Annotated in this window: 17 protein-coding genes and 4 pseudogenes; 6 read left to right on the top strand and 15 right to left on the bottom strand. The window is 68.7% G+C overall.

Going from position 1 to position 19549, the window contains the following annotated elements; genetic code table 11:
- The 11 genes and pseudogenes from ACIHFD_RS66560 to ACIHFD_RS66510 form a co-directional block, all read right to left on the bottom strand.
- Window positions 1-1066, bottom strand: a pseudogene (locus tag ACIHFD_RS66560) (transposase); the annotation flags it as partial.
- A gap of 859 nt (window positions 1067-1925) precedes the next feature.
- Complete coding sequence (locus ACIHFD_RS66555; protein WP_397375743.1) at window positions 1926-2399, bottom strand: hypothetical protein; 474 nt, start codon at window positions 2397-2399, stop codon at window positions 1926-1928.
- A 24-nt stretch (window positions 2400-2423) separates the two neighbouring features.
- Window positions 2424-2498 (bottom strand): annotated as a pseudogene (locus tag ACIHFD_RS66550) (hypothetical protein); the annotation flags it as partial.
- A 103-nt stretch (window positions 2499-2601) separates the two neighbouring features.
- Window positions 2602-2817 (bottom strand): annotated as a pseudogene (locus tag ACIHFD_RS66545) (DUF4158 domain-containing protein); the annotation flags it as partial.
- Between the two features lie 140 nt (window positions 2818-2957).
- Window positions 2958-4262: an IS110 family transposase gene (locus ACIHFD_RS66540; protein ID WP_397375742.1), complete on the bottom strand. Its 1305-nt coding sequence runs from the start codon at window positions 4260-4262 to the stop codon at window positions 2958-2960.
- A gap of 352 nt (window positions 4263-4614) precedes the next feature.
- Complete coding sequence (locus ACIHFD_RS66535; protein ID WP_397375741.1) at window positions 4615-5607, bottom strand: hypothetical protein; 993 nt, start codon at window positions 5605-5607, stop codon at window positions 4615-4617.
- A 608-nt stretch (window positions 5608-6215) separates the two neighbouring features.
- Window positions 6216-6392, bottom strand: a complete 177-nt coding sequence (locus ACIHFD_RS66530) for a hypothetical protein (RefSeq protein WP_397375740.1) — start codon at window positions 6390-6392, stop codon at window positions 6216-6218.
- Between the two features lie 40 nt (window positions 6393-6432).
- Entirely contained in the window at window positions 6433-6567 is a 135-nt protein-coding gene (locus ACIHFD_RS66525) for a hypothetical protein (RefSeq protein ID WP_397375739.1), read from the bottom strand.
- Window positions 6567-6836, bottom strand: a complete 270-nt coding sequence (locus ACIHFD_RS66520) for a hypothetical protein (RefSeq protein WP_397375738.1) — start codon at window positions 6834-6836, stop codon at window positions 6567-6569. The genes ACIHFD_RS66525 and ACIHFD_RS66520 overlap by 1 nt, the downstream gene beginning before the upstream one ends.
- A 503-nt stretch (window positions 6837-7339) precedes the next feature.
- Window positions 7340-7879: a GNAT family N-acetyltransferase gene (locus ACIHFD_RS66515; RefSeq protein ID WP_397375736.1), complete on the bottom strand. Its 540-nt coding sequence runs from the start codon at window positions 7877-7879 to the stop codon at window positions 7340-7342.
- A 423-nt stretch (window positions 7880-8302) separates the two neighbouring features.
- Window positions 8303-9310 carry a helix-turn-helix transcriptional regulator gene (locus ACIHFD_RS66510; RefSeq protein WP_397375735.1) on the bottom strand — a complete coding sequence of 336 codons (1008 nt, stop codon included), beginning with the start codon at window positions 9308-9310 and terminating at the stop codon, window positions 8303-8305.
- Window positions 9311-9414: 104 nt separating this feature from the next.
- On the opposite strand from ACIHFD_RS66510, the gene ACIHFD_RS66505 reads away from it, so the two are divergent.
- Entirely contained in the window at window positions 9415-10260 is an 846-nt protein-coding gene (locus tag ACIHFD_RS66505; RefSeq protein WP_397375734.1) for an SDR family oxidoreductase, read from the top strand.
- 348 nt (window positions 10261-10608) lie between these two features.
- Here the strand turns inward: ACIHFD_RS66505 and ACIHFD_RS66500 are convergent, their stop codons facing one another.
- Entirely contained in the window at window positions 10609-10758 is a 150-nt protein-coding gene (locus ACIHFD_RS66500; protein ID WP_397375733.1) for a hypothetical protein, read from the bottom strand.
- Window positions 10759-10831: 73 nt separating this feature from the next.
- On the opposite strand from ACIHFD_RS66500, the gene ACIHFD_RS66495 reads away from it, so the two are divergent.
- The 3 genes and pseudogenes from ACIHFD_RS66495 to ACIHFD_RS66485 form a co-directional block, all read left to right on the top strand.
- A complete protein-coding gene (locus ACIHFD_RS66495) occupies window positions 10832-13933 on the top strand; it encodes a S8 family serine peptidase (protein ID WP_397375732.1) in 3102 nt (1033 codons plus the stop codon).
- Window positions 13934-14848: 915 nt separating this feature from the next.
- Window positions 14849-15760 carry a hypothetical protein gene (locus ACIHFD_RS66490; RefSeq protein WP_397375731.1) on the top strand — a complete coding sequence of 304 codons (912 nt, stop codon included), beginning with the start codon at window positions 14849-14851 and terminating at the stop codon, window positions 15758-15760.
- A gap of 217 nt (window positions 15761-15977) precedes the next feature.
- Window positions 15978-16307, top strand: a pseudogene (locus tag ACIHFD_RS66485) (alpha/beta fold hydrolase); the annotation flags it as partial.
- Here ACIHFD_RS66485 and ACIHFD_RS66480 read toward each other — a convergent pair.
- Both ACIHFD_RS66480 and ACIHFD_RS66475 read right to left on the bottom strand, forming a co-directional pair.
- Window positions 16264-16905, bottom strand: coding sequence for a hypothetical protein (locus ACIHFD_RS66480; protein WP_397375730.1), 642 nt, complete (start codon window positions 16903-16905; stop codon window positions 16264-16266). The pseudogene ACIHFD_RS66485 and the gene ACIHFD_RS66480 overlap by 44 nt on opposite strands.
- Before the next feature lie 276 nt (window positions 16906-17181).
- A complete protein-coding gene (locus ACIHFD_RS66475) occupies window positions 17182-17718 on the bottom strand; it encodes an AAA family ATPase (RefSeq protein WP_397375729.1) in 537 nt (178 codons plus the stop codon).
- A 159-nt stretch (window positions 17719-17877) separates the two neighbouring features.
- Between ACIHFD_RS66475 and ACIHFD_RS66470 the strand changes: the two genes are divergently transcribed.
- Window positions 17878-18081: a hypothetical protein gene (locus tag ACIHFD_RS66470; protein ID WP_397375728.1), complete on the top strand. Its 204-nt coding sequence runs from the start codon at window positions 17878-17880 to the stop codon at window positions 18079-18081.
- Between the two features lie 219 nt (window positions 18082-18300).
- On the opposite strand, the gene ACIHFD_RS66465 is transcribed toward ACIHFD_RS66470, so the two are convergent.
- Window positions 18301-19074 carry a methyltransferase domain-containing protein gene (locus ACIHFD_RS66465; protein ID WP_397375727.1) on the bottom strand — a complete coding sequence of 258 codons (774 nt, stop codon included), beginning with the start codon at window positions 19072-19074 and terminating at the stop codon, window positions 18301-18303.
- A 219-nt stretch (window positions 19075-19293) separates the two neighbouring features.
- On the opposite strand from ACIHFD_RS66465, the gene ACIHFD_RS66460 reads away from it, so the two are divergent.
- Window positions 19294-19549 (top strand): PhzF family phenazine biosynthesis protein (locus ACIHFD_RS66460; protein WP_397375726.1); only part of this gene is annotated, 256 nt, incomplete at its 3' end.

Below are 19549 nucleotides of genomic sequence, written 5' to 3'. Positions count from 1 at the left end.
AGGCCGAGCGCGGCGAGCTGGTCCTCCTGGCCCTCACGGTAGGCCTGCCGGATCTGTCCGGTTGCGCCGTGGCAGATCCTGCGGGCGAGGCGGTGCCGGGATTCCTGGACGGTGAGTTGCTTGTTCAGCCGCCGGTGGTAGGAGTCGTCGATCGGGTCGAGGACGGACAGCAGGTGCAGGGTCTTGTCGATGCGGCCGTAGTCGGCGAAGGCCTGCCCGAGCAGGGTGGGGTTGCCGCCTCGGGAGAACATGCGCAGCAGGTCGTAGGCGCGGACCTGGTTGGTCACGAGGGATCCGGCGACCCGGGTCATGTCGGACCATTGGGTGTGGATCTTCTTGCGGTTGATCTTGTTGCGGGCGATCACCTCCAGGGGCCCGTAGTCGCTCGGGGCATCACGGCCGGGGACGTCGGCGCGCCAGAACCGTTGGTCGCCGAGGTCGGCGAAGCGGGGCGCGAACCGGTAGCCAAGCATGGAGAAGATCCCGAACACCATGTCGGAGTCGGACGCCTGATCGGTGGTGACAACCTCCGGCTTGGGGCCGGCGTCGATGTTGATCAGGCAGTCGAGGATGTACAGGGAGTCGCGCGGGGTGCCGGGAACGACCACCTGCCCGATCCCATGACCTGGTCGTTGACGGCGTTCAGCAGGGTGATGCCGCGCTTGTACCCGAAGTACTTCGGGGAAGGGCCCGCGTTGATCGTCTGCACAGGGACGACGAACCGCAGGCCGTCGACCGAGGCGAGCAAGCCGCCGCCCCACTGCGTGACGATCGGGACGGACCGCTGGGCCTCGGTGAGGATCGCGTTGGCCGCCGCGTGGGTGTCGGATCGCACGTAGTTCTGGTCGACGTGCGACAGCCGGCCGCGGGTGAGCGCCTCGTCCCCGTCCTTGATCACCGGGGTGAGGCCGACGTTGCAGGCCTCGGCGACCAGCAGCGCCACCAGCGATCGGGGAAGGTCGTGCATCCGGGTGGAGATGTCGGCCAAGTGCACGTAGGCGTCCAGGAACCCGGTCCAGGAGTGCACCTCAAGAAGCAGTTCGGGCAGGTCGATCCGAGGGAGCATCGCCTGGCACGCCGCCCGCAGCCACGTCAGCGACAGGCTCTCGCCGACCGCGCCGAGCTTGTCCACCGACAGGCGCCCCCGACCGTCGGCGGGCGTGACCACCCGGACGCGGGCGTCCTCACCGGCCTCTTTTAACCGGGCGGCCATCTGCTTCCACGCCGTGTCCAACGCCAGGAGCTTGCCGTCCAGGTGCCGCTCGACCGGATCGGTCAGCGACAGCGACGCCAGCACGTCCTCTTGAACCGCCTCCCATACCCGGCCGTCCAGCAGGTGAGCGCGGGGATCGGCCCACCGCAGCGACGGGGTGGCGAACACGTCCCGAACCGACAGCGCCCGGTACAGCGCCTCCAGCACGCACACCACATAGGCGTCTCGGTCCACCGCGTCCGGCGGCAGAGCAGCGTTGGCGAACACCGCCCGCTTCCACGCCGGCGTCACCAGCGCAACATCGATCTCCCTCGGCAGCAGCGGCTTTCGCGACACCTGCCGGCGCGCCAGCTCCGGCAGCCGCCGGACCGCCGCGAGGACCTGAACGCCCCCGGCCGCCGCCCCCAGTGACCTCGATTCGCCCAGCAGCTTCAGGAACGGCCGAACGGTGTTGTACTTGTCCACCAGCGCTGCCCGCAGTGCGGCCTCCGCCGCGCCGTCATCGTCAGGGACCAGCTCCTCCACCGACTCCAGCGCCGCCAGGACCTGCTCCTTGGTCGACCCGGCCTCCTCGGCGACCGCCGCCCACAACGCCGCCGGATCCAGATCTGCGTTCGCCTCGGCGACCAGGTCGAGCTGCTCCACCAGCACCCGGCCCGCCCGCGACAACAGCCTGGACGCCTTCTCCAGCTTCGGCAGCATCGCCAACCGGTCACCGCCCGACCTTCGGCGCCGGGCTGATCAGTCTTGTGGCAATCAGCAGCGCGAACAGGTCGAGCGCGTCGTCGATCGCCTCCGCCTCCAGGCTCCGGGTCACCGCCACCAGCGTCGCGGTCCGCCGCGGCTCCAACAGACGCGCCAGCAGCGGCGCCTTGCTACCCGCCCCATGCCGCGCCAGGGTCTTCATCCGCCGGACCGGCACCTTGGACACCTCGACGCGCCCCAGCTCGAACCGGGCCAGGTCATCGACCCGCTTCAACGCCCGCACCATCTCCGCCCCCGACTGCCGTTTCGGGGCCTGCCGCAGCCGCTCCAGCTCCGAAAACCTCGCCCCCTCCGGAACCTCCAGCAGACCCACCAGCGAGCGAGGAAGACCCGAGTCCGCGCGAGCGGCCTGCCGCGCCACCGCCGCATACAAGCGCTCATCGGTCCGCTCCCGGACGCTGGCGACCAGCCGTTCCAGCACCCTCACCCCAGGCAGCAGCACCCGATGCCGCCGCAACCATGCCACCGACTGGTCGAACAGCGCCGTCGGGCCCTCCGCATGCGTCCACGCCCCGACCATGAAGGAATGTCAAGAACCCCTTCGCCAGAACCCGACCATCCCACGAGCTCCGGTCCTCGAACACGTGATAGCCGTAGGCGTCCCGGATCATCCACGCATGGTCATAGGCCGTCTGCGGCCGCACCCCGTACCACTTGACCTGCGACGGATCATCGATCCCCAACTGCTCGGCCAAGTAATCCACCACCGGCCACGGCACGGCGAGCGGATCCTCCAGGAACAGCCCCTTGTACCGCACCGTCCCGATTTGCAATGCCACCCCGAGACGATGCGCATCCTGACGCGACCGCGCGATCACGTTCCGATCGAACGCGTCCAGGAAGAAGAACTTCTCCAGATCCGACAGCGACGGCAGCTCCTCGAACTCCGAGTACTGGCCCGAAAATAGAACCTCAGCCGGGCACGCGGCAGCACCCGGCGGAGCGTCAGCGGAGCCGGGTATCGGTTGAGGTCTGAGGGTTAGGCCACCTCTTCTTCCGCTGGGCGGGTGGCAGCAGGGATGGTGTCAAGTGTGACGGTGTAGCCGAGGCGCTCCAGGCTCTTGACGTGATTGCGGACCTGTCTGCGGTGGTGCATCCGCGTCTCGTAGTAGTCGGGGCCGAGATCTTCGTAGCGCATGCCGGGATTGGACAGCAGACAATAGATGATCTTGAGCTGGGTGTTGCCGGTGGCGACCTGGGCCTTGGGCTTGCCACGGCGTTTGGCCAGGCGTCTGTATCGGGCTCCGAGCCGGGTCTTGGTGCGTCCGGCTGCTGTGGACGATTCGCCGAGCACGGCGCCGATGTACCGGTTGCCTTTGGTGCGGGCGTTGCGGCCGATGAGCTTGCCGGCCGACTGTTTCATCAGCGGGCAGAAGCCGGACCAGGACACCAGGTGGGCAGCGGTGCGGAACCTGGACATGTCGATGCCACACTCGGCGAGCAGGTCCTGGGCGCTGCGTCGCCCGAATCCGATGACCGAGTCGATCTGCGCGAGCTGCTCCTCGTAGGGGATCAGGAGAACGTCGATCTGCGCGGTGACGTCGTCGATGTCGGCGCTCTGGCGGTCGATGCGATCCAGCATCTTGCGCAGTAAGAACGCGTGACGCTCTTGGAAGGTGTCGGCACCGTCAAGGGCCTCCACCAACTTGGGGACCTTGCTACGGACCCGGCCGACCGCCAGTTCTGCCAGCGTCCGCGGGTTCTTCTGGCCCGCGATGAGCGCTTCCATGATCGCCCGGCCGGACACGCCGTGCACATCGGTCAGTACGCAGGACAGCTTGATCAGAGCGTCCTCGAGCAGCTTCTCCACCCGCTGCTTCTCCCGGGTCCGCTCCTGGGTCAGGTTCCGCCGGTAGCGGGTATGCAGCCGGATCGTCCGGAACTCCTCGGTGGCCACGAAACAGGCCGCGAGCATGCCCCGCTCGAAGTTCTTGGCCAGCCAAACGCAGTCGGCCTTGTCGGTTTTCGGCCGCCCAGGTAGATGCTTGACCTGCTTGGCGTCGGCCAGAACGCAGTCGAAGCCCTCGGCCTCCAGCCGGAAGAACGGCGCCTTCCAGTAGTCACCCGTTGCCTCCATCGCGACATCGGTGACGCCGTGCACGCGCAGCCAGTCCGCCAGCGAGAGCAGTTCTCTCTTGGTGGTGCCGAACGTACGGACCTCTTGAGCGCGGTGCTTGGGGTTCTTGCCGCCAGGTATCCGGATACACACATCCACCTGGCCTTTGGCGACGTCCAGCCCGCATACCCGCTCCAGGTACAGTGGCTCGTCCTCAACATCCTCCACGGGGCCTCACTCCTGATCGGGGGTACGGAGCACGCCGCCCGGGGTACCGGGGCGAGCGGAAAATCTGGCCCGCGTGCACGTAGCGACAAGGAACAGCCCTAGAAAGATCGGTACCCGGCGTCAGACTCAAGGACGGGCTCTACCGCGCCAAGTTCACTCGACGTCGCAGGCGGCGTCCGACCATCGTGACGCAGAAGTCCGGCATCACCACGATGATCGCCGAAACCGATCGAACCTCGCAGCCGGACCCTTCGGACACGGCGGGTCAGCACCGCATTTTCACGCCGGAACCGGCGTCACGCGGCGATACAAAGACTCAAGGGTTATTAGTTACATGGCGTGTCATCCGCTTCTAGCGGTGGATCTGGAGGAAGTGTTTCGTGTCGTCGCCGCAGTGCGCCCTCCCGGCCAGCAGGAGACGGGAGATGGTGAGGAAACGAGTGATCGTGAAGCCGTCACCGCAGATCTCGCCGCCGACGTCGCGGTAGTCGCGGGTCCATCGTCGCCCGTCGTAGCGCAGCAGCGTGACCTGCGTGGGTCGTTCGTCGCCACCGTCGTCGACACCGGCCACCCACACGTCGTCAGCGGCGAAGGCGGTGACGCTCTGCAGACTCACCTTCCACCTGGGAAACTTGATCTTCTTCCAGGAGGTGCCGTTCCAGTGCAGGACCAGCGGCCCGCCCGGCCGCCCGTACTGGTCGCAGGCCCACCGGGTACTGGTCTCACCCACCGCCCACACGTCGGACGGGCTGTTCTGCCAGATGTGCCGCAACGAGCCGCGTCCCAGGCTGGGAAGTCTCATCTGCGTCGGCGCGCCACCGGGGGACGCGCTGTGCCAGATCGCCGGGTGCGAGTCCGCGCATCGGCCGCTGGACGACATGCCCACGATCCAGACGTGCCCCGCTCCGGCGTCCACGGCGTTGAACCTGCCGCCACGCTGATACTCCCGCCTGCTGAAACGCCTGCCGTTCCACGTCAAGAGGACAGGTGAGCTGATCTCGCCGGCGTCCGCCGAGCCGCGTAGCCCGATCAGCGCCGCTCGCCGGCCGTCCACGGCGACGTCGGCCAGCCAGTCGGTCAGCCAGCGGTCCTTGCGGTCTTTCAAGGATGTGTACAGGTCCCACGACTCTGCGAAGGGCGTGTGTATGTCCCAGTTCCGACCGTCCCAGCGCAAGGCTAACGGGAACTGTTTGGTATCTGCGCTGCCCTCCCCCATGGAGTCGACGCTGCCGACGACCCAGGCATTGCCGGACCCGTCGGCGTCCACTGCTCTGAAGTCCGAGCTGAGGTCGCCGAGGATGCGACCCTCGGTGCTCTGCTCGGACCGCCATCGCAAGCCGTCCACGCGCAGCAGGATTCCCGAGGAGGAAGCGTCGTCCTCCGCTTCCGCGTACTGACCGACCGCCCAAGCCGTGTCGGGACCCGTCGCAGCCACATCACTCAAAGCGATGCCGTCCGCCTGCTCACCGTTCGGCTCCAATGGCTGCCATCCAGGCACCGGAACCGCAGAGGCCGTCGGGGACGACTGCGGCGCTGCGCTCGACACGGCGGTCTTCGGCGAGCCTGCCGAAGACTGCGGGGCGGACAGCGGCGATGGTTCGGCGGCGCAGGATGCCAGCGCGAGCACGTAAGCGATCAGCATCGTCCTGCTGCGCAAGATCCTCATGCCCGCGCATTATGGCAGAGCCTTACCTATCGGATATCCGGGCGTCGGGGCAATCGTGCCAACGCATTCACGGATGACCTAACGACCGATCGCCAAATGAGTCAGAGTCTCAGTGGGCATTGCGCGAGTTGATGCCCCCGTCCTTGCTTTGGGGAAGGCGGGCTGGTCAGGGCGCTATCAGCTGGGCTGGGGGCGTGGCTGAACGAACAATCCTGGCTCGGTCTCGACGAGAAGGCCCTGGTTGACCAGGCGCTTGAGCTTGGCGCGGAGGTTCTCGGTGTTCGGCTTCACGATGGGCAGGGTCCGGGTTCTTCGGCGAGGGACAGCAGGGTCTTGCGGGTGATCCGCAGGTGCTCGATCGCTTCGTGCAGTTCGCCGAGGTGCGCGGTCATGCCATCGATGCCCACCAGGGTCTGCTCGGTCTGGCCGGTCAGGGCCCGCTCGCGGGCGTCGATCTTGTTCAACAGCCACGTGCCGGGTCCGGTTCCTGCGCATCTGGCCTGGTCATGTCGACCGCCACGACGGTGCGGGGGTGCGGGTCAGCCGGCGGGACATCACGTCGGTCATCGCCCAGTACACCCGTGATTCGGACCTGGCCGGCAGGTGTTCGTGGTCGCGGACCAGGAGCCGGTGCAGCATCAAGGTGCCGTACGTCTGCTCGACGATCCATCGTTTCGGCTGGGGGACGACCCCTGGTCGGCGGGGTTGCGTTCGACGATCTCCACGTCGATCCCAAGCCCGGCCCCATGGTCGACGACTGTCTTCTTGAACCCCTGATCGACCAGGGCCTTGGTCGCCATGCCGGAGGTCTGGGCTGCGACCCGGTCCAGCAAAGCGGTCCCGGCAGCGTTCTCGTGTGCGGAGGCGGCCAGCACAATCACCGCGATGACCAGGCCGAACACGTCCACCGCCAGCCCTCCCTTGCGGCCCGGCACCTTCTTGGCCGCGTCCCTGCGCGTCGTGGTGGCGGGAGCCCGGCCGCCACGTGGACGTTCTCGGTATCCAGCACCACCGGACTCGGATCGGCTAATCGTCCCTTCTGCTCCCGCACGTGCCAGCGCAGCAGGTCATGGATCTTCTGGGCGGTGCCGTCGTCACGCCACTTGGCGAAGTAGTAGCAGGTCGCGCTGCCGGGTGGTAGGTAGTCCCGCTGGTCCGCCCTCGGCAGAGGATCGCGTTCACAATCTCGCGCATCTCGTATTGCCCTGGTGGCCTTTGACGGAGCGATGCGCGGCCTTCCACGCCGTGATGATCCGCTCGATCACACTGCGACATCGTGGACATCAACTCGCACAACGCCCCTCGCCGCCCAACACAGGGAACGCGCCCGCATCCGCAGCGAGAAAGGCATTCGCTGGGGCGGACGCCCCGTCGCCGTCGCAGCCTGATCAAATGACCCCAGCGGAGAACGTCAGATCCTCGCACTACGGGCGATGCGGTACAGCACGTTCGGACGCAGTGGCCCTTCGGGTTCGGTGGGGTCGTCGAAGTCGTCGGCCGGGTCCCGGGTCATGCCGATCCGGCGCATCACCGCCTGGGAACGAAGGTTGGTGGCCGTTGTGACAGCGAGAATCTCAGGAAGCTCAAGAGCGTCAAAGCCGTGGGCCAGGACTGTCAGCGCAGCCTCGGTGGCGTAACCCTGGCCCCAGGCCGAGCGGGCGAGCCGCCAGCCGATCTCCACTCCTGTGAACGGCATGTGGTCGTCCACTTCATCCAAGCCTGCGAAGCCGATGAACTCGCCCGTGGTCTCCACCTCAACCGCCCACCACCCGTAGCCTCGCTGGTCGAACTCGGCCTGAAATCGCGACACGGAGGCATCGCTCTGTTCGCGGGTAAGCAGGTCGCCCAAGTGCTCCCGGACCTCGGGATCGGCATTCATCGCCGCCCACGGTGCAAGGTCGGAGTCACGCCATCGGCGCAAGATGAGGCGATCGGTACGCAGTTCAGCCATGCCGCCCAGCCAACATGAGCTCTGGCCCCAGCGGCAATCACTTTTCTTCTGCGTGACACCGCCACCCAGAAACACAGATCGCTCCCAGGGTGAACGAAGCGGCCATCGACCCGGCGAACCTCTGCGGTCAGAGCACTCCGCGGTAGAGATTCACCTGACGGAAGCCGAGCGGGCTCGGCTGATCGGCATGTCGGTGGAATCGTCGAGCCCGGCGATCCGGGCGAAGATCGTGTTGGCGTGCGCGGTGCCGGGAGCCGGCAATGCGCAGGTGTCGCGGGAACTCGGAATAGCCGTGGGCACGGTGCGAAAGCAGGGTGAAGTCGAACAGTCGCAGCCACTGGAGTTCGGATCTACATCGCCACTCCCAGCTGCCGGAACAGGGGCTCTGAAGACTTCATCCGGAACGGACACGGTGAGTCCGCTTCAGCGCGGGTCGGCGGCGAAGGCGAAGGCTGCGGCTCGGTCCCGCAGCAGGGCGGCGAGTTCGGGAGAGTCGATCACCTCGAAGGGCCATCGCACCCAGAGCAGGCCGCCGGCGAGGACCTCCAGACGTACATCGGCGATGCGCCAGTGTGTCGCTGCTTGACCGGTGGCGGTTGTCGTCGGGGCGAAGTCCGCGGCGAAGCCACCCATGTACGCCTGTACCTGTTCGATCGGGGCGTGGATCAGGATCGTCGCTGTATGTTGCCGAGGCGGGGCGCCGAGCTGGCTGGTGACGAACGCGGCCGGGTCGCCTCCGGGGACCTCCCGCGGCTCGAAGCGCACGCCCGTCGCCGATGCGCGCGTGATCCGATCGACGCGCAACACCCGCCAGCCGCGGTCGAGGTCGCGGCAGACGAGGAACCACCGGGTCTGCCGGGGCACCAGGGCGGCAGGCTCGACGTGGCGCGGGGACTCCCGTCCGGTGTCGGCGCCCTCGGTGCTCATCACGCGCAGCTGGACCCGTTCCGCGTCCCGGCACGCCAGGGCCAGGACTGCCAGCACGTCGGCGTTCATCGGAGCCGGATACGCGCCGGCCACTGCATTCGGTGTGTCGCCGAGGGCGACCGAGGAGCGCAGCGCCCGCACCCGCCGGCGCACCGCCGGGGGCATCACCTGCTCCATTTTGGCCAGGGCGGTGAGCGCGACCTCGCCCCCGCCGGCAGCGCCGTTTGCGGCCGACGAGGCGAGGGCAGCGGCCACGGCGAGCGCCTCGTCCGGGGTGAACACCAGTGGCGGCAGGTCGCTGCCCGTGGACAGCCGGTAGCCGCCGTCGGGGCCGCGACGTGCCTCGATGTGATAGCCGAGGCCCCGTAGCCGTTCCACGTCCCGCCGAAATGTGCGGCCGTCGACGCCGAGGCGGTCGGCGAGTTCGCCGCCGCTCCAGGACCGGCGGGCCTGCAGCAGCTCCAGCAGGCGCAGCGCCCGCTCAGCCGTGGTCTGTTCCGGCATACTCGCCAAGTCTAGGAGAAATAGGGACAGAAAATGTCCTAAACCCCTCTTAGGTTGGGGTTCAAGCCGGACGGACCGGCATCATTTCCTAAGGTGAGCCCATCTTGACCATCCTTGTCACCGGCGCGACCGGCGCTGTCGGTCGTCACCTCGTCACGACCCTGCTCGCCCGCGGCGCTGCCGTACGTGCGCTGACCCGCAAGCCCGATGACGCAGACCTGCCGGCCGGGGTCGAGGTCGTCGCCGGCGACCTGGCCGACGCCGCCACGCTCGGGTCGGAGGTGTTCGACGGTGTCGATCGCGCTTTCGTCTTCCCCGCTCAGGGCGTTGACGCGTTCGTCACCGCGGCCGTCGCCCACGGCGTCCACCGTTTCACCGTGCTGTCCTCCCTCGCTGCCGCGAAGGAGTTCCAGCGCGACCACGACTCGGCGAGCCAGCTCCACCACACCGCGGTCGAGGCCGCCGTGACCGACCGCACCGATGCCTGGACGATCCTGCGGCCCGGCACCTTCGCCGGCAACCTGCTCTCCTGGGCCTGGCAGATTCGCTCCGGCGTACCGATCCGGGCGCCATACCTCGCATCGGCACAGGCCCCGATTCACGAGTACGACGTCGCCGAGGCCGCCGCCGAGACCCTGCTGTCCGACGACCATCTGGGTGAGGCGATCCCGCTCACCGGCCCGCAGGCTCTGACGCGCTCCGAGCAGGTGGCGATCGTCGGCGAGGCATTGGGACAGGAGATCCCGCTGGTGGAGATCACGCCCGAGGAGTTCCGCGCCGAGACCGCACAGTTCATCCCCGAGCCGATGATGAAGATGCTGCTCGACTACTGGCACGACACCCTCACCGTCCCCGACGTCCCACGTCCCGTCACCGCAGTGACCGGGCGACCGGGCCGCGCTCTGGCACAGTGGGCCGCCGACCACCGAGCCGACTTCGGGGCCCCCTGACGGGACCGGGCAGACGCGATGGCCGGGCAGGAGCCGCCGAATCCGAATCCGCCCGACCATCGTGAGCCGCCAGGACCGAGCAGACAGGAGAGGACACCTGGACCGCGCCGCCGGCCAGGTGCCGTCGACTGATGAGCTCTGCTGGATCCGCGCCTACCTGCGGATGCGACCTTCCGCTCTCGAACGTGTCCCCTGCCGCCAGATGACGAATCGCCGCTCTGTGCCGCGACCTGGTCGACATCTACGCCGTCCGCGACCGGTGCCAAGCACTTTCGCCCTGCTCGACCGACGCTGTGCCTTGCCCTGGCGCCACCTTGTCGTTCTGCTCCGCCGTGGATGCCAAGCGCATCACATGTCGGCTCGCCGGGGTCTGCGGCCGATCGCGGCTCGTGGGTAGGTCAGGCCGAGGTGCGCGGCCGGCGGGTTGTTGAGGTAGTCGCCCCAGGCGCACTGCGCTCCGACGGTGCGGGCGCTCCTGGACGAGCCGGCCACCTTCACCCATTGACCATACTACGTTAAAAGAAGTATTGTCGCTGCCCTCATCAAGATCATGTATTGATGGAGGTAGCTCATGATTTTAGGCGGCATTCTCGCGTCCGTCCTGCTGACTGGCGCGATCACCGTGGCGCCACCACCGGACCGGCCCGAGCCCGGCGTACCGTCCGGCGCCGTCACCCTGATCACCGGCGACCGCGTCGTGGTCACCGGCGGGGGCGTACGTGTGGACCCCGGGCCAGGCAGGCGGAGCGGATTCACCCGGCAGGTGATCGAGGGCCACCTGCACGTGATCCCGTTCGACGCCCGCCCCCTGATCGCCCAGGGCGTCCTGGACCCGCGGCTGTTCGACGTCACGCAACTGCTGACCTGGCGCTACGGCGACGCCGACCGGTCCGACATCCCCATGATCGTCCAGTCGGCGGACGTGCCGGGGGCACGGCGGCTCGCCGGGCTCGGCATGTCCACCCTTCAGGTCCCCAAGAAGAACGCCGCCCAGACCTGGAAGGACCTCACCGGCGGACCCCGGGCGTTGACGGCCGGCAAGGGCAAGCTCTGGCTCGACGGCCTGCGCCCCTGGACGCTCGACAAGAGCGTCAAGCAGATCGGCGCCACCGAGGCCTGGAAACAGGGAATGACCGGCCAAGGCGTCACGGTGGCCGTACTCGACTCCGGCTACGACCCCGACCACCCCGACCTCAAGGGCGTGGTCACCCACGAACGCAACTTCTCCGACGAGCCCGACATCGGCGACAACGTCGGGCACGGCACGCACGTCGCCTCCACCGTGGCCGGAGCCGGGGAGCAGTACCGGGGAGTCGCGCCCGGCGCCCGGCTGGCCATCGGCAAGGTCGGCGGCCTCTACGGCCCCTCGGACTCCGCGATCCTGGCGGGCATGGAGTGGGCCGCCACCGAGGTCAAGGCCAAGGTCGTCAACCTCAGCGTGGGCGGCCCCGACACCCCGGAGCTCGACCCCGTCGAACAGGCGGTGAACACGCTGTCCGAACAGACCGGCACGCTGTTCGTCATCGCCGCGGGCAACGACGGCCGCCAGGCCCCGGTGTCCAGCCCCGGCAGCGCCGACGCCGCCCTGACCGTGGGCGCGGTCAACGACGATGACCTGGTCGCCGCCTTCTCCAGTAGAGGCCCCCGCGAGGGCGACCACGCGATCAAACCGGACATCACGGCCCCCGGCGTGAACATCATGGCCGCCAAGGCGGGCGGCGGGCACGTGGAGTACAGCGGCACCTCGATGGCCGCCCCGCACGTGGCGGGAGCCGCGGCGATCATGGCCCAGCGGCATCCCGACTGGACCGGACGGCAGCTCAAGGCCGCCCTCATGGGCAGCGCGGCGGCCACGCCGGGCGCGACACCGTACGAACAGGGCACCGGACGCGTGGACCTCGTACGAACCCTGGCCCAGCAGGTCGTGGCCGAGCCCGCCGGCCTGTGGGCCGCCTTCCCCTGGGACGGCGAAGGCGAGCGGGTCTCGACCAAGACGATCACGTACGCCAACTCCGGCGACACCCCCGTCACCCTGCAACTCGGCACGCAGGGCGGTGACGTGCTGAAGCCGGCTCAGGAACGCCTCGAGGTGCCGGCCCACGGCACGGCGTCGGTCACGCTGACCATCGACGCCACCGGCAAGGCCCCTGGCGATTACCCCGGCATCGTCACCGCCGTCTCCGGCCAGGGCGAGATCCGTACGCCGGCCGGCGCGTACGTCGAGCCGGAGTCGTATGACGTGACCGTCACCGCCATCGGCAGGGAACCCGGTGACCCCTTCCCCTACGCCCAGATCTACGACCCGGAGACCGGCGCGGTCCGGCCCCTGGTGTTCCTGGGCGGCACGGCGAAGGTGCGCCTGCCCGAGGGACGATGGAACCTCTACGCCGACATCACCGAAACCACCTCGGTGACGGTCATTCACACCGCTCTGCGGATCGACGGCGGCGACCAGCAGATCACGTTGGACGCCCGCCAGGGCCGGCCGGCCGGCTTCGCCGTCGACGACCCCACGGCCGCGCCCAGGAACCTCGCCCACTTCGAAGTGCGGCTCGGCAAGTGGTCGCTCGGCTGGCGGGGCAACTTCGATCCCACCAAGGAGTTCTACGCCGTGCCCGTGCGCGAGGCCGGGCTGAGCTACCAGCTCAGGTCGATCTGGGACGCTACGGACGGCAGCGTCTACGACCTGGTCGACGCACGCGCCGGCGGACTTCCCGCCGATATGGGGCAGCGGGCCCGGCGCGCGGAGCTGGCGAAGGTGGAGGCGACGTTCCTCGCCGCCGGTGTCGCCGCGCAGGGGCGGCCGCACTTCGCCCCCAGGTTCGGTGACGACCGTAGCGGGTTCCAGGCGACGCTCCCGAAGGACGTGACGCTCCCCGGCACCGTGACCTACTACCGCACTCCCGGGCTCACGTGGGAGAGCGCGTTCGACACGGGCACGTCCTCGATGCGGGACGCCGGCAAGGTCGCCAAGCGCGGGCGTACCCAGGAGGTGTGGAACGCCCCCGTCGCCGGCCCCTCGTTCGCCAGACCGAACGGGACCCGCACCGGTGACGTGCTGTCCTTCGACGCCGGCCGCCTGTTCGCGGACGGCGCCGAGGGCAGGACCGGAGCCGACGACGCCGCGACCGGCACCGCGACTCTCACCCGCGACGGGCGGACGATCGCCGAGACAGCGCTCGCCAGTTGCCTGCGCAAGCCCTGCCAGCTCACCGCCACGCTGCCCGCGCAGCAGTCCGAGTACACGCTCACCACCTCGATGCGCAGGCAGGTGCCGCACACGGCACTGTCGTCGAGCGTGGAGTCGGTCTGGACGTTCACCTCCGCGAGCACGCCCGAGCGGCGAGCGCTGCCGCTGATCGCGGTCCGGTACCTCCCGTCCGGTCTCGACACGTTCAGCCGGGCCCGGACCGGCAGCGTGACCAAGGTACCGGTCCAGGTGGAACGCAACCCCGGCACGGCCCAGGCCAAGGTGACCTCGCTCAGGCTGGAGATGTCCTCCGACGACGGCGTCACTTGGCATCCCGTGCCGAGCGTCCGGAGCGGGTCCGGCTGGACGGCGACCGTGCCCAACCCGCGTACGGCCGGATGCGTCTCTCTGAGGGCCACGGCGACGGACGCGTCGGGGACGACGGTCAAGCAGACCGTCATCCGCGCCTACGCCGTCAACTGACAGGTGGGGAAGGGCCCGCCCGCCGGGCACTTCCCCACCCCCGGCGAGATCGGTGACGGTCACCGCGACGGCTTCACCTCAAGCCGGATGACCACCGCGGCTACGAGGAGTGCCGGGGTGGGCCGGACTGGGGCGCCCTGCCGTGATTGCTCATGATGGGGTTCCCCGGCCCACCCGCCGCACCCGGCCTGCGTGTCTCCACGCACCGGGCGCGCATCACCATGCCGAGCACCGTAACGCCTGCCGGTAAGGTCGGGGCGGAGCGGCCGGCGTGGTCTTCGGCGGCGCCGACCAGGATTTCAGGCCGGTGCGAACAACCGCCCCGGTCAAGTGGCCCGGCCGGTAGCGTGCATGGCCAGATGTGACAGCGCACGAGCTGATCACGTGCTGTGCCATTCGCAGAAGCGCGAGAGTGTGGTGTTCCTGCGCCTGTGCACCGACGCGGAAGGGCCGCGACGTGATCGTTTCCAAGGGGCAGAGTGCTGAACCGCGCCACGGCGGTCGAGGACTCCCACGGGGCTTCTGAGACTCTCGGCCCTCATCGAGGGCGGAGCTGAGTTTCGGGGCTGGTCGCGCAACCCGAGCTGGGGTCGTGGAGGCCACCGCGGTTGACCATACTTCATTGAACAGAGTATTGTCGCCGGGCATGCCAGAAAGATCCACATTGGCGCTGATCGTCATAGTCGCGTCCACAGCCTCCGACCGGGGCACAGGGGGACGGGCCACAACACGTCCAGGCGGGCGACTGTCGCGGCAGTGCTCGGCACCGGCCGCTTGCCGCCGGACCCGCATGACCTACCCGATCGGACGGTAGCCGGCTCGTACGCGAGCCACGGAAGAAGCAGATCACGCGCGCCGGGCGGAAGCCTCGGCGGTCGCGTGCGCGCGTGACGTTGAAATACGGGGAGACCGACCATGAGCACCATCAGAAAGACCGCCTTGACCCTGGCTGCGACGATCGTGCTCAGCGGCTGCGGGGGCGACGCCGAGCCGGTTGAGAAGGGCGCTTCACCTCCCTCGACGTCGGCCGCGACGGCACAGGATAAGAGACGCCAGTTCGAATCCGTCAAGGCGGACTGCATGAAGCAGAAGGGCTTCAGATACATCGCCTACGTGCCACAAGAAGATCCCATGACCGACGGGGAGCGCAAGCGCAGAGCCGGCGACTATGAGGCGTTGAAGGCCCAGCGGGCGAAGTACGGCTTCGGGGTCTTCTCGTCATACGTCTACCCGAAGGGCCCAGACGCCCCCGACAACATGCCCGACCTCTCAGGGGCCGACCCCAACGGGGACATCTGGACGAAGCTCTCCCCTGCTCAGAGCAAGAGCTACTGGAAGGCCGTGAACGCCTGCGCCGTCGTCGCGGCCAAGCAGGCCCTCGGCAAGAAGGTGGCGTCCGACACGGACCTGTTCGACCAGCTCGCCGCCGCCTCGGACAAGGCGACTGAGCGCGAGATCGACGGCGACGCCGAACTGGTCGAGCTGGCATCGAGCATGGCCACGTGCCTGACCGGCAAGGGATACAAGGTCTCCGGCACCAAACCGACGCAACTGTCGACCCGCGGCTGGACCGCCTTCCTCGACCAGGAGGACGAGATCGGCCGCAGGCAGCGCGAGGACGTTCCCGACGTGCCGTCACCCCCCAAGAAGGGCGAGATCGGGCGGACCTTCGGAGCCAGGCTCACCGCCGCCGAGGCCAAGCCGTACCTGGACAAGGAGATCAAGGCCGCTCTGGACGATCTGGAGTGCGGCAAGGACTTCTATCGGGTCTACACCCCCAAGTCGGAGGCCATCGATCAGAAGATCGCCGAGGAATTCGGCAGCTGACGCGGTCACGCTTTTGAGCCCGGCTGAAAGCCGTGAGCCTGTTCATTACGTAATTTTCAACCTGACGCGCCGTCCGCTGTCCGAGCGGCGTGTGCTGCTGGAGGGAACCGTTCGCGTCGATCCCGGCGGCCGGGGTTGCTGGAATGCCGTACTTACTGGTTACTGATGTTGAGTCGGCCTGGGGCGCGGTTTCAGCGTTGCCGCCGACCCGTTTTGCTTCCCGCAGACCCATCTGACCTGGCGGCATGTCGCTCCGGCGCTGGCAGACCGCTTCCGCGTTATTTGTCCCGACCTGCCCGGCTACGGGGCCAGCGCCAAGCCGGAGGGTGGCCACGAGCAATACGCCAAGCGTGTGACCGCGGCGACCATGGTGGCACTGATGCGGCAGCTCGGCCACGAACGTTTCAGCCGGGTCGGTCATGACCGTGGAGCGCTGGTCGCCTTCCGCGCCGCTTTGGATCACCCCGACGCCGTCGCCCACCTCGGCGTGATCGACGTCATGCCTACTGCCGACATGTGGGAGTCGCTGGCGGGCGTGGGCGGCAGCGCCGCTTCAAAGCGGATGTAGGACGAGCGAGGCCGTGTCTTCGGCTCGGGGACAACCAGGCCGTGCCCTCGGCCCGGTCCATCCTGGAGACCTTCGCCGCCGACGGATTCGCCGTCCTGCCCCGCGACTCCTCGAACTGGTCGACAATCAGGAGCCTGCACCGGGCCCGCGTCAACAGATCGTGCAACAGAGCGGGCTTGTCGGCCAGGCGATCCCGGACGTCGTCCGGAGCCTCCTGGCCGCAGAACCGCTCGGCGAGGCCCCGGACGGGGTCGCCGCGGGATTGTTCGGAGGTCCCGCTCGGCGTGAGGATCACGTGACCCTCCGGCCAGTCCTTGTCGGCGGCGGGGATGAGACCCGCCCGCAACAGCGACGACTTGCCCGCTCCCGAGGGCCCTGTCACCAACAGCGGCCCCTCCCGCCCGATCTGCGCCGACACCCGATCCCACAGCACGCGGGTCAGATCCCGGCGCCCGAAGAAGTACTGCACATGCTCGGGCTCGAAAGCGTCCAGCCCTCGATACGGACACCCGTCATCAGCCCGGCCGACGCGGGCATGCAAGTACGGCCCGAACGCTGGGCAACACCCCCATGCCACGCAGACCTACACCTTCCACGCCGAGGTCACGATCTTCGAGAAAGGGCTTGCCTCACGCCCTCGGCGCTAAAGGCAATGGCGTTGAACAACACCCTCTTAGGAAGGGCTGACCACGTCGACTCCGGGAAGGGGGACCGTACTGGTGAGGTCGCGTATCAAACTGTCGCGGGTTCTTGATGCTGAGGGCGCGGTAGCGACTGACCGTGATCTCCAGCGACAGACCGGCTTCACGCGCCGCCGGAGTACTCAAAACTGCGGGCTGTTGCGATACGCGGTCTAGCTGGACCTGATAGCGAGGTTGTGGGCCCACGCGAGCACCTGTGTCGCCAGCCCAGCATGATCTGCGCCGACGGCGTGGAACACGGTCGTGATGAGCTCTCTGCCCTGCGCCGCGTCTACCAGCGCGTCGTCGATCCAATCTTGCGGCGCGCTGCGCTCCCGTAGCCGGCGTTCCCGCTCGTCATCGGGGCAGTCCAGCAGGGCCCAGCGGACCGGCCCGTCCCATCGCACGAACGCGGGTATCTCGCTGGCGTCGGGGATCGGACACATCAGCAGCACGGGATGGCCGGCCCGGCGCACCATCGTCACGATGCGTCGCCACATCCGGTCGTAGGCCGGCCAGATCGGCGCCGCCTGTGGCTCCGCGATCGGCACGCCGATTAGCTCGCCGTCCTCGAGCAGCTCGTCCATGTCCATCACGACCAACCCGTCCGCCGCCTGAAGGAGGTGCGGCAGCAGTGTCGTCTTGCCCGCTCCGGGCGCACCGGCGAGCAAGTACAGGGGTGCGTGCATGCCCTTGAGGCGATCTCCCATCCAGCCGATGGTAGTCAGCCGGGCGTTGACTGCCACCCGGTTAAAAGACGGCGGGGATGCTAGATGTGCAGGTGAGGAGGATCCGCGCGACCAGGAAGCGCTTTCATCCCCGGCAGACTGCTCAGAACCGCCTCGCCCGGAGCCGAGAGCCCGCAGGACATGGTGGAGGCCAACCGTTCCCTCTACCTGCGCGCCCGAGCTGTCGGGGGTTGCCAGTACCCGGTCGGCTCCATACCCACCACGCCTGAGGAGTGGCGCACCCACTACGGCCCCGCATGGGCCGACTTCGAGGCGGCCCGTGAACGCTACGACCCCGACGGAATCCTCACTCCGGGCCAGGGCGTCTTCCCTCCGGGACCGTGAAGTCCGCAGCCGGATCACCCGTGCCGAGTTTCGCCACCAGGCGAAGGGCGCGGCGTTGCAGGGGGACGGCCGGTCGGGTCGCGCTGGGCGTTTCAGCCCGGGGTCGGGTAGGACCGCCGCATCGCTGCGGCGGTCAGGCTCGGCATGCTGAAGCCATCGTGACGCTGACCTGCGCCGTGTTCACCGGCCTGTGGCTGACCGCGGCCCGGACGCCGCGGGCTATCCCGGGCGGCGTCCCCATGCCGAGATCAGCGGCGCGAGGGTGAGGTCGAGCTCGCCGGCATCGATGGCGGCCAGGTGCGCGTCGATCTCGGCGTCGTGGGCCAACCCAGCGGCGAGCAACTCGGCGCGGAGCATGCGCACCGTCGCGCTCTCCAGCCGGTTGCAGGCTACCCCGCCGACCGGGAAGCAGCCGGCCGCCGTGACATCGGCCAGGCCGGCCGCACGCAACGCCCGCAGCAGCGTACGGCCGTAGCGCAGGTCGGCGCCGCGGCGGGTCATCAACTCCCGGACGGCGCGCCGCAGCCGGTTGGCGCGCTGCTGTGCCGGGCCAACCTCGTCGAGGCAGGCCAGCGGCTGCAGCTCGGTATCGGCGTCCTCGACCAATAGCCAGCCACCGGGGCGCAGCGCCGCCACCATTGTCGCCAACGCCCGGGCACGGTCGGGGACGTGGACGAGCACGAGCCGGGCGTGTACCAGGTCGAACGTGCCTGGCTGCGGCGGCGGGTCCCCGACGATGTCGTGCCGGAGCACCTCGTACCCGCCGTGCGGGTCCAGCCAGGCAGGATTGATGTCCGTGGCCAGCACGTAACCGGTTGGTCCGACGGCCGTGGCGAGTGCCTCGGGAATGCTGGGGCCTCCGGCACCGACCTCCCAGCAGCGCCAGCCCGCCTTCACTCCGAGCCGGTCGAAGTGTCCCCGTGTGACACCGTCGAACAGCTCGGCCAGCCAGGTGAACCGCTCGCCCGCCTCCGTCCGGGCGTTGTCGAGCAAGTAGCGGTGGTCCGGGGCAGACCGGGGGGTGTGCGGCGATGGGGGGCCGGATCCCGCGCCAGCAGTATTCACCGCCCCGACTGAGGTTGTGTCCGGCTCGGACCCAGGGTCGGCGAGGGGTTGCGATGAACTCATGCCTACATCCTGACGACCGATTGCGGTGACGGCGTTTAGCAGGTGGCGAGCATCTCCATGAGGGCCTCCCTTTCGCTGGCTTGCATGGACAGGCCCCAGTCGTGCTTGTGCGTGCGGCGCGACGGCCGGGGCGGCAGCCCCACGGCCGTCACCGACGACGACCCGGCGGCGACGGACGCGGACCGGCGTGCGGTCGCTGCTGCGGCCGGCACCTCGCACGCGGCGTTCCTCGGCCCGGGGCGGATGCCGGACGGTGGCTGGCCGGTCCGGTTCTTCACCGCCACCGCCGAACTGTCCGGCTGCGGCCATGGCACCGTTGCCGCGCAGGCCGTCCGGTTGA

Source organism: Nonomuraea sp. NPDC051941 (genome assembly GCF_044593615.1).
The sequence above is the reverse complement of the archived record's forward strand: the minus strand, read 5'-3'. Positions and strand labels throughout refer to the sequence as shown.

Bases quoted from the DNA above. Each gene is read 5' to 3' on its own strand.
- ACIHFD_RS66525 (WP_397375739.1), bottom strand. From the start codon at position 6,567: ATGCTGCACCGGCTCCTGGTCCGCGACCACGAACACCTGCCGGCCAGG.
- ACIHFD_RS66515 (WP_397375736.1), bottom strand. From the start codon at position 7,879: ATGGCTGAACTGCGTACCGATCGCCTCATCTTGCGCCGATGGCGTGAC.
- ACIHFD_RS66510 (WP_397375735.1), bottom strand. From the start codon at position 9,310: ATGCCGGAACAGACCACGGCTGAGCGGGCGCTGCGCCTGCTGGAGCTG.
- ACIHFD_RS66495 (WP_397375732.1), top strand. From the start codon at position 10,832: ATGATTTTAGGCGGCATTCTCGCGTCCGTCCTGCTGACTGGCGCGATC.
- ACIHFD_RS66490 (WP_397375731.1), top strand. From the start codon at position 14,849: ATGAGCACCATCAGAAAGACCGCCTTGACCCTGGCTGCGACGATCGTG.
- ACIHFD_RS66475 (WP_397375729.1), bottom strand. From the start codon at position 17,718: ATGGGAGATCGCCTCAAGGGCATGCACGCACCCCTGTACTTGCTCGCC.
- ACIHFD_RS66470 (WP_397375728.1), top strand. From the start codon at position 17,878: ATGGTGGAGGCCAACCGTTCCCTCTACCTGCGCGCCCGAGCTGTCGGG.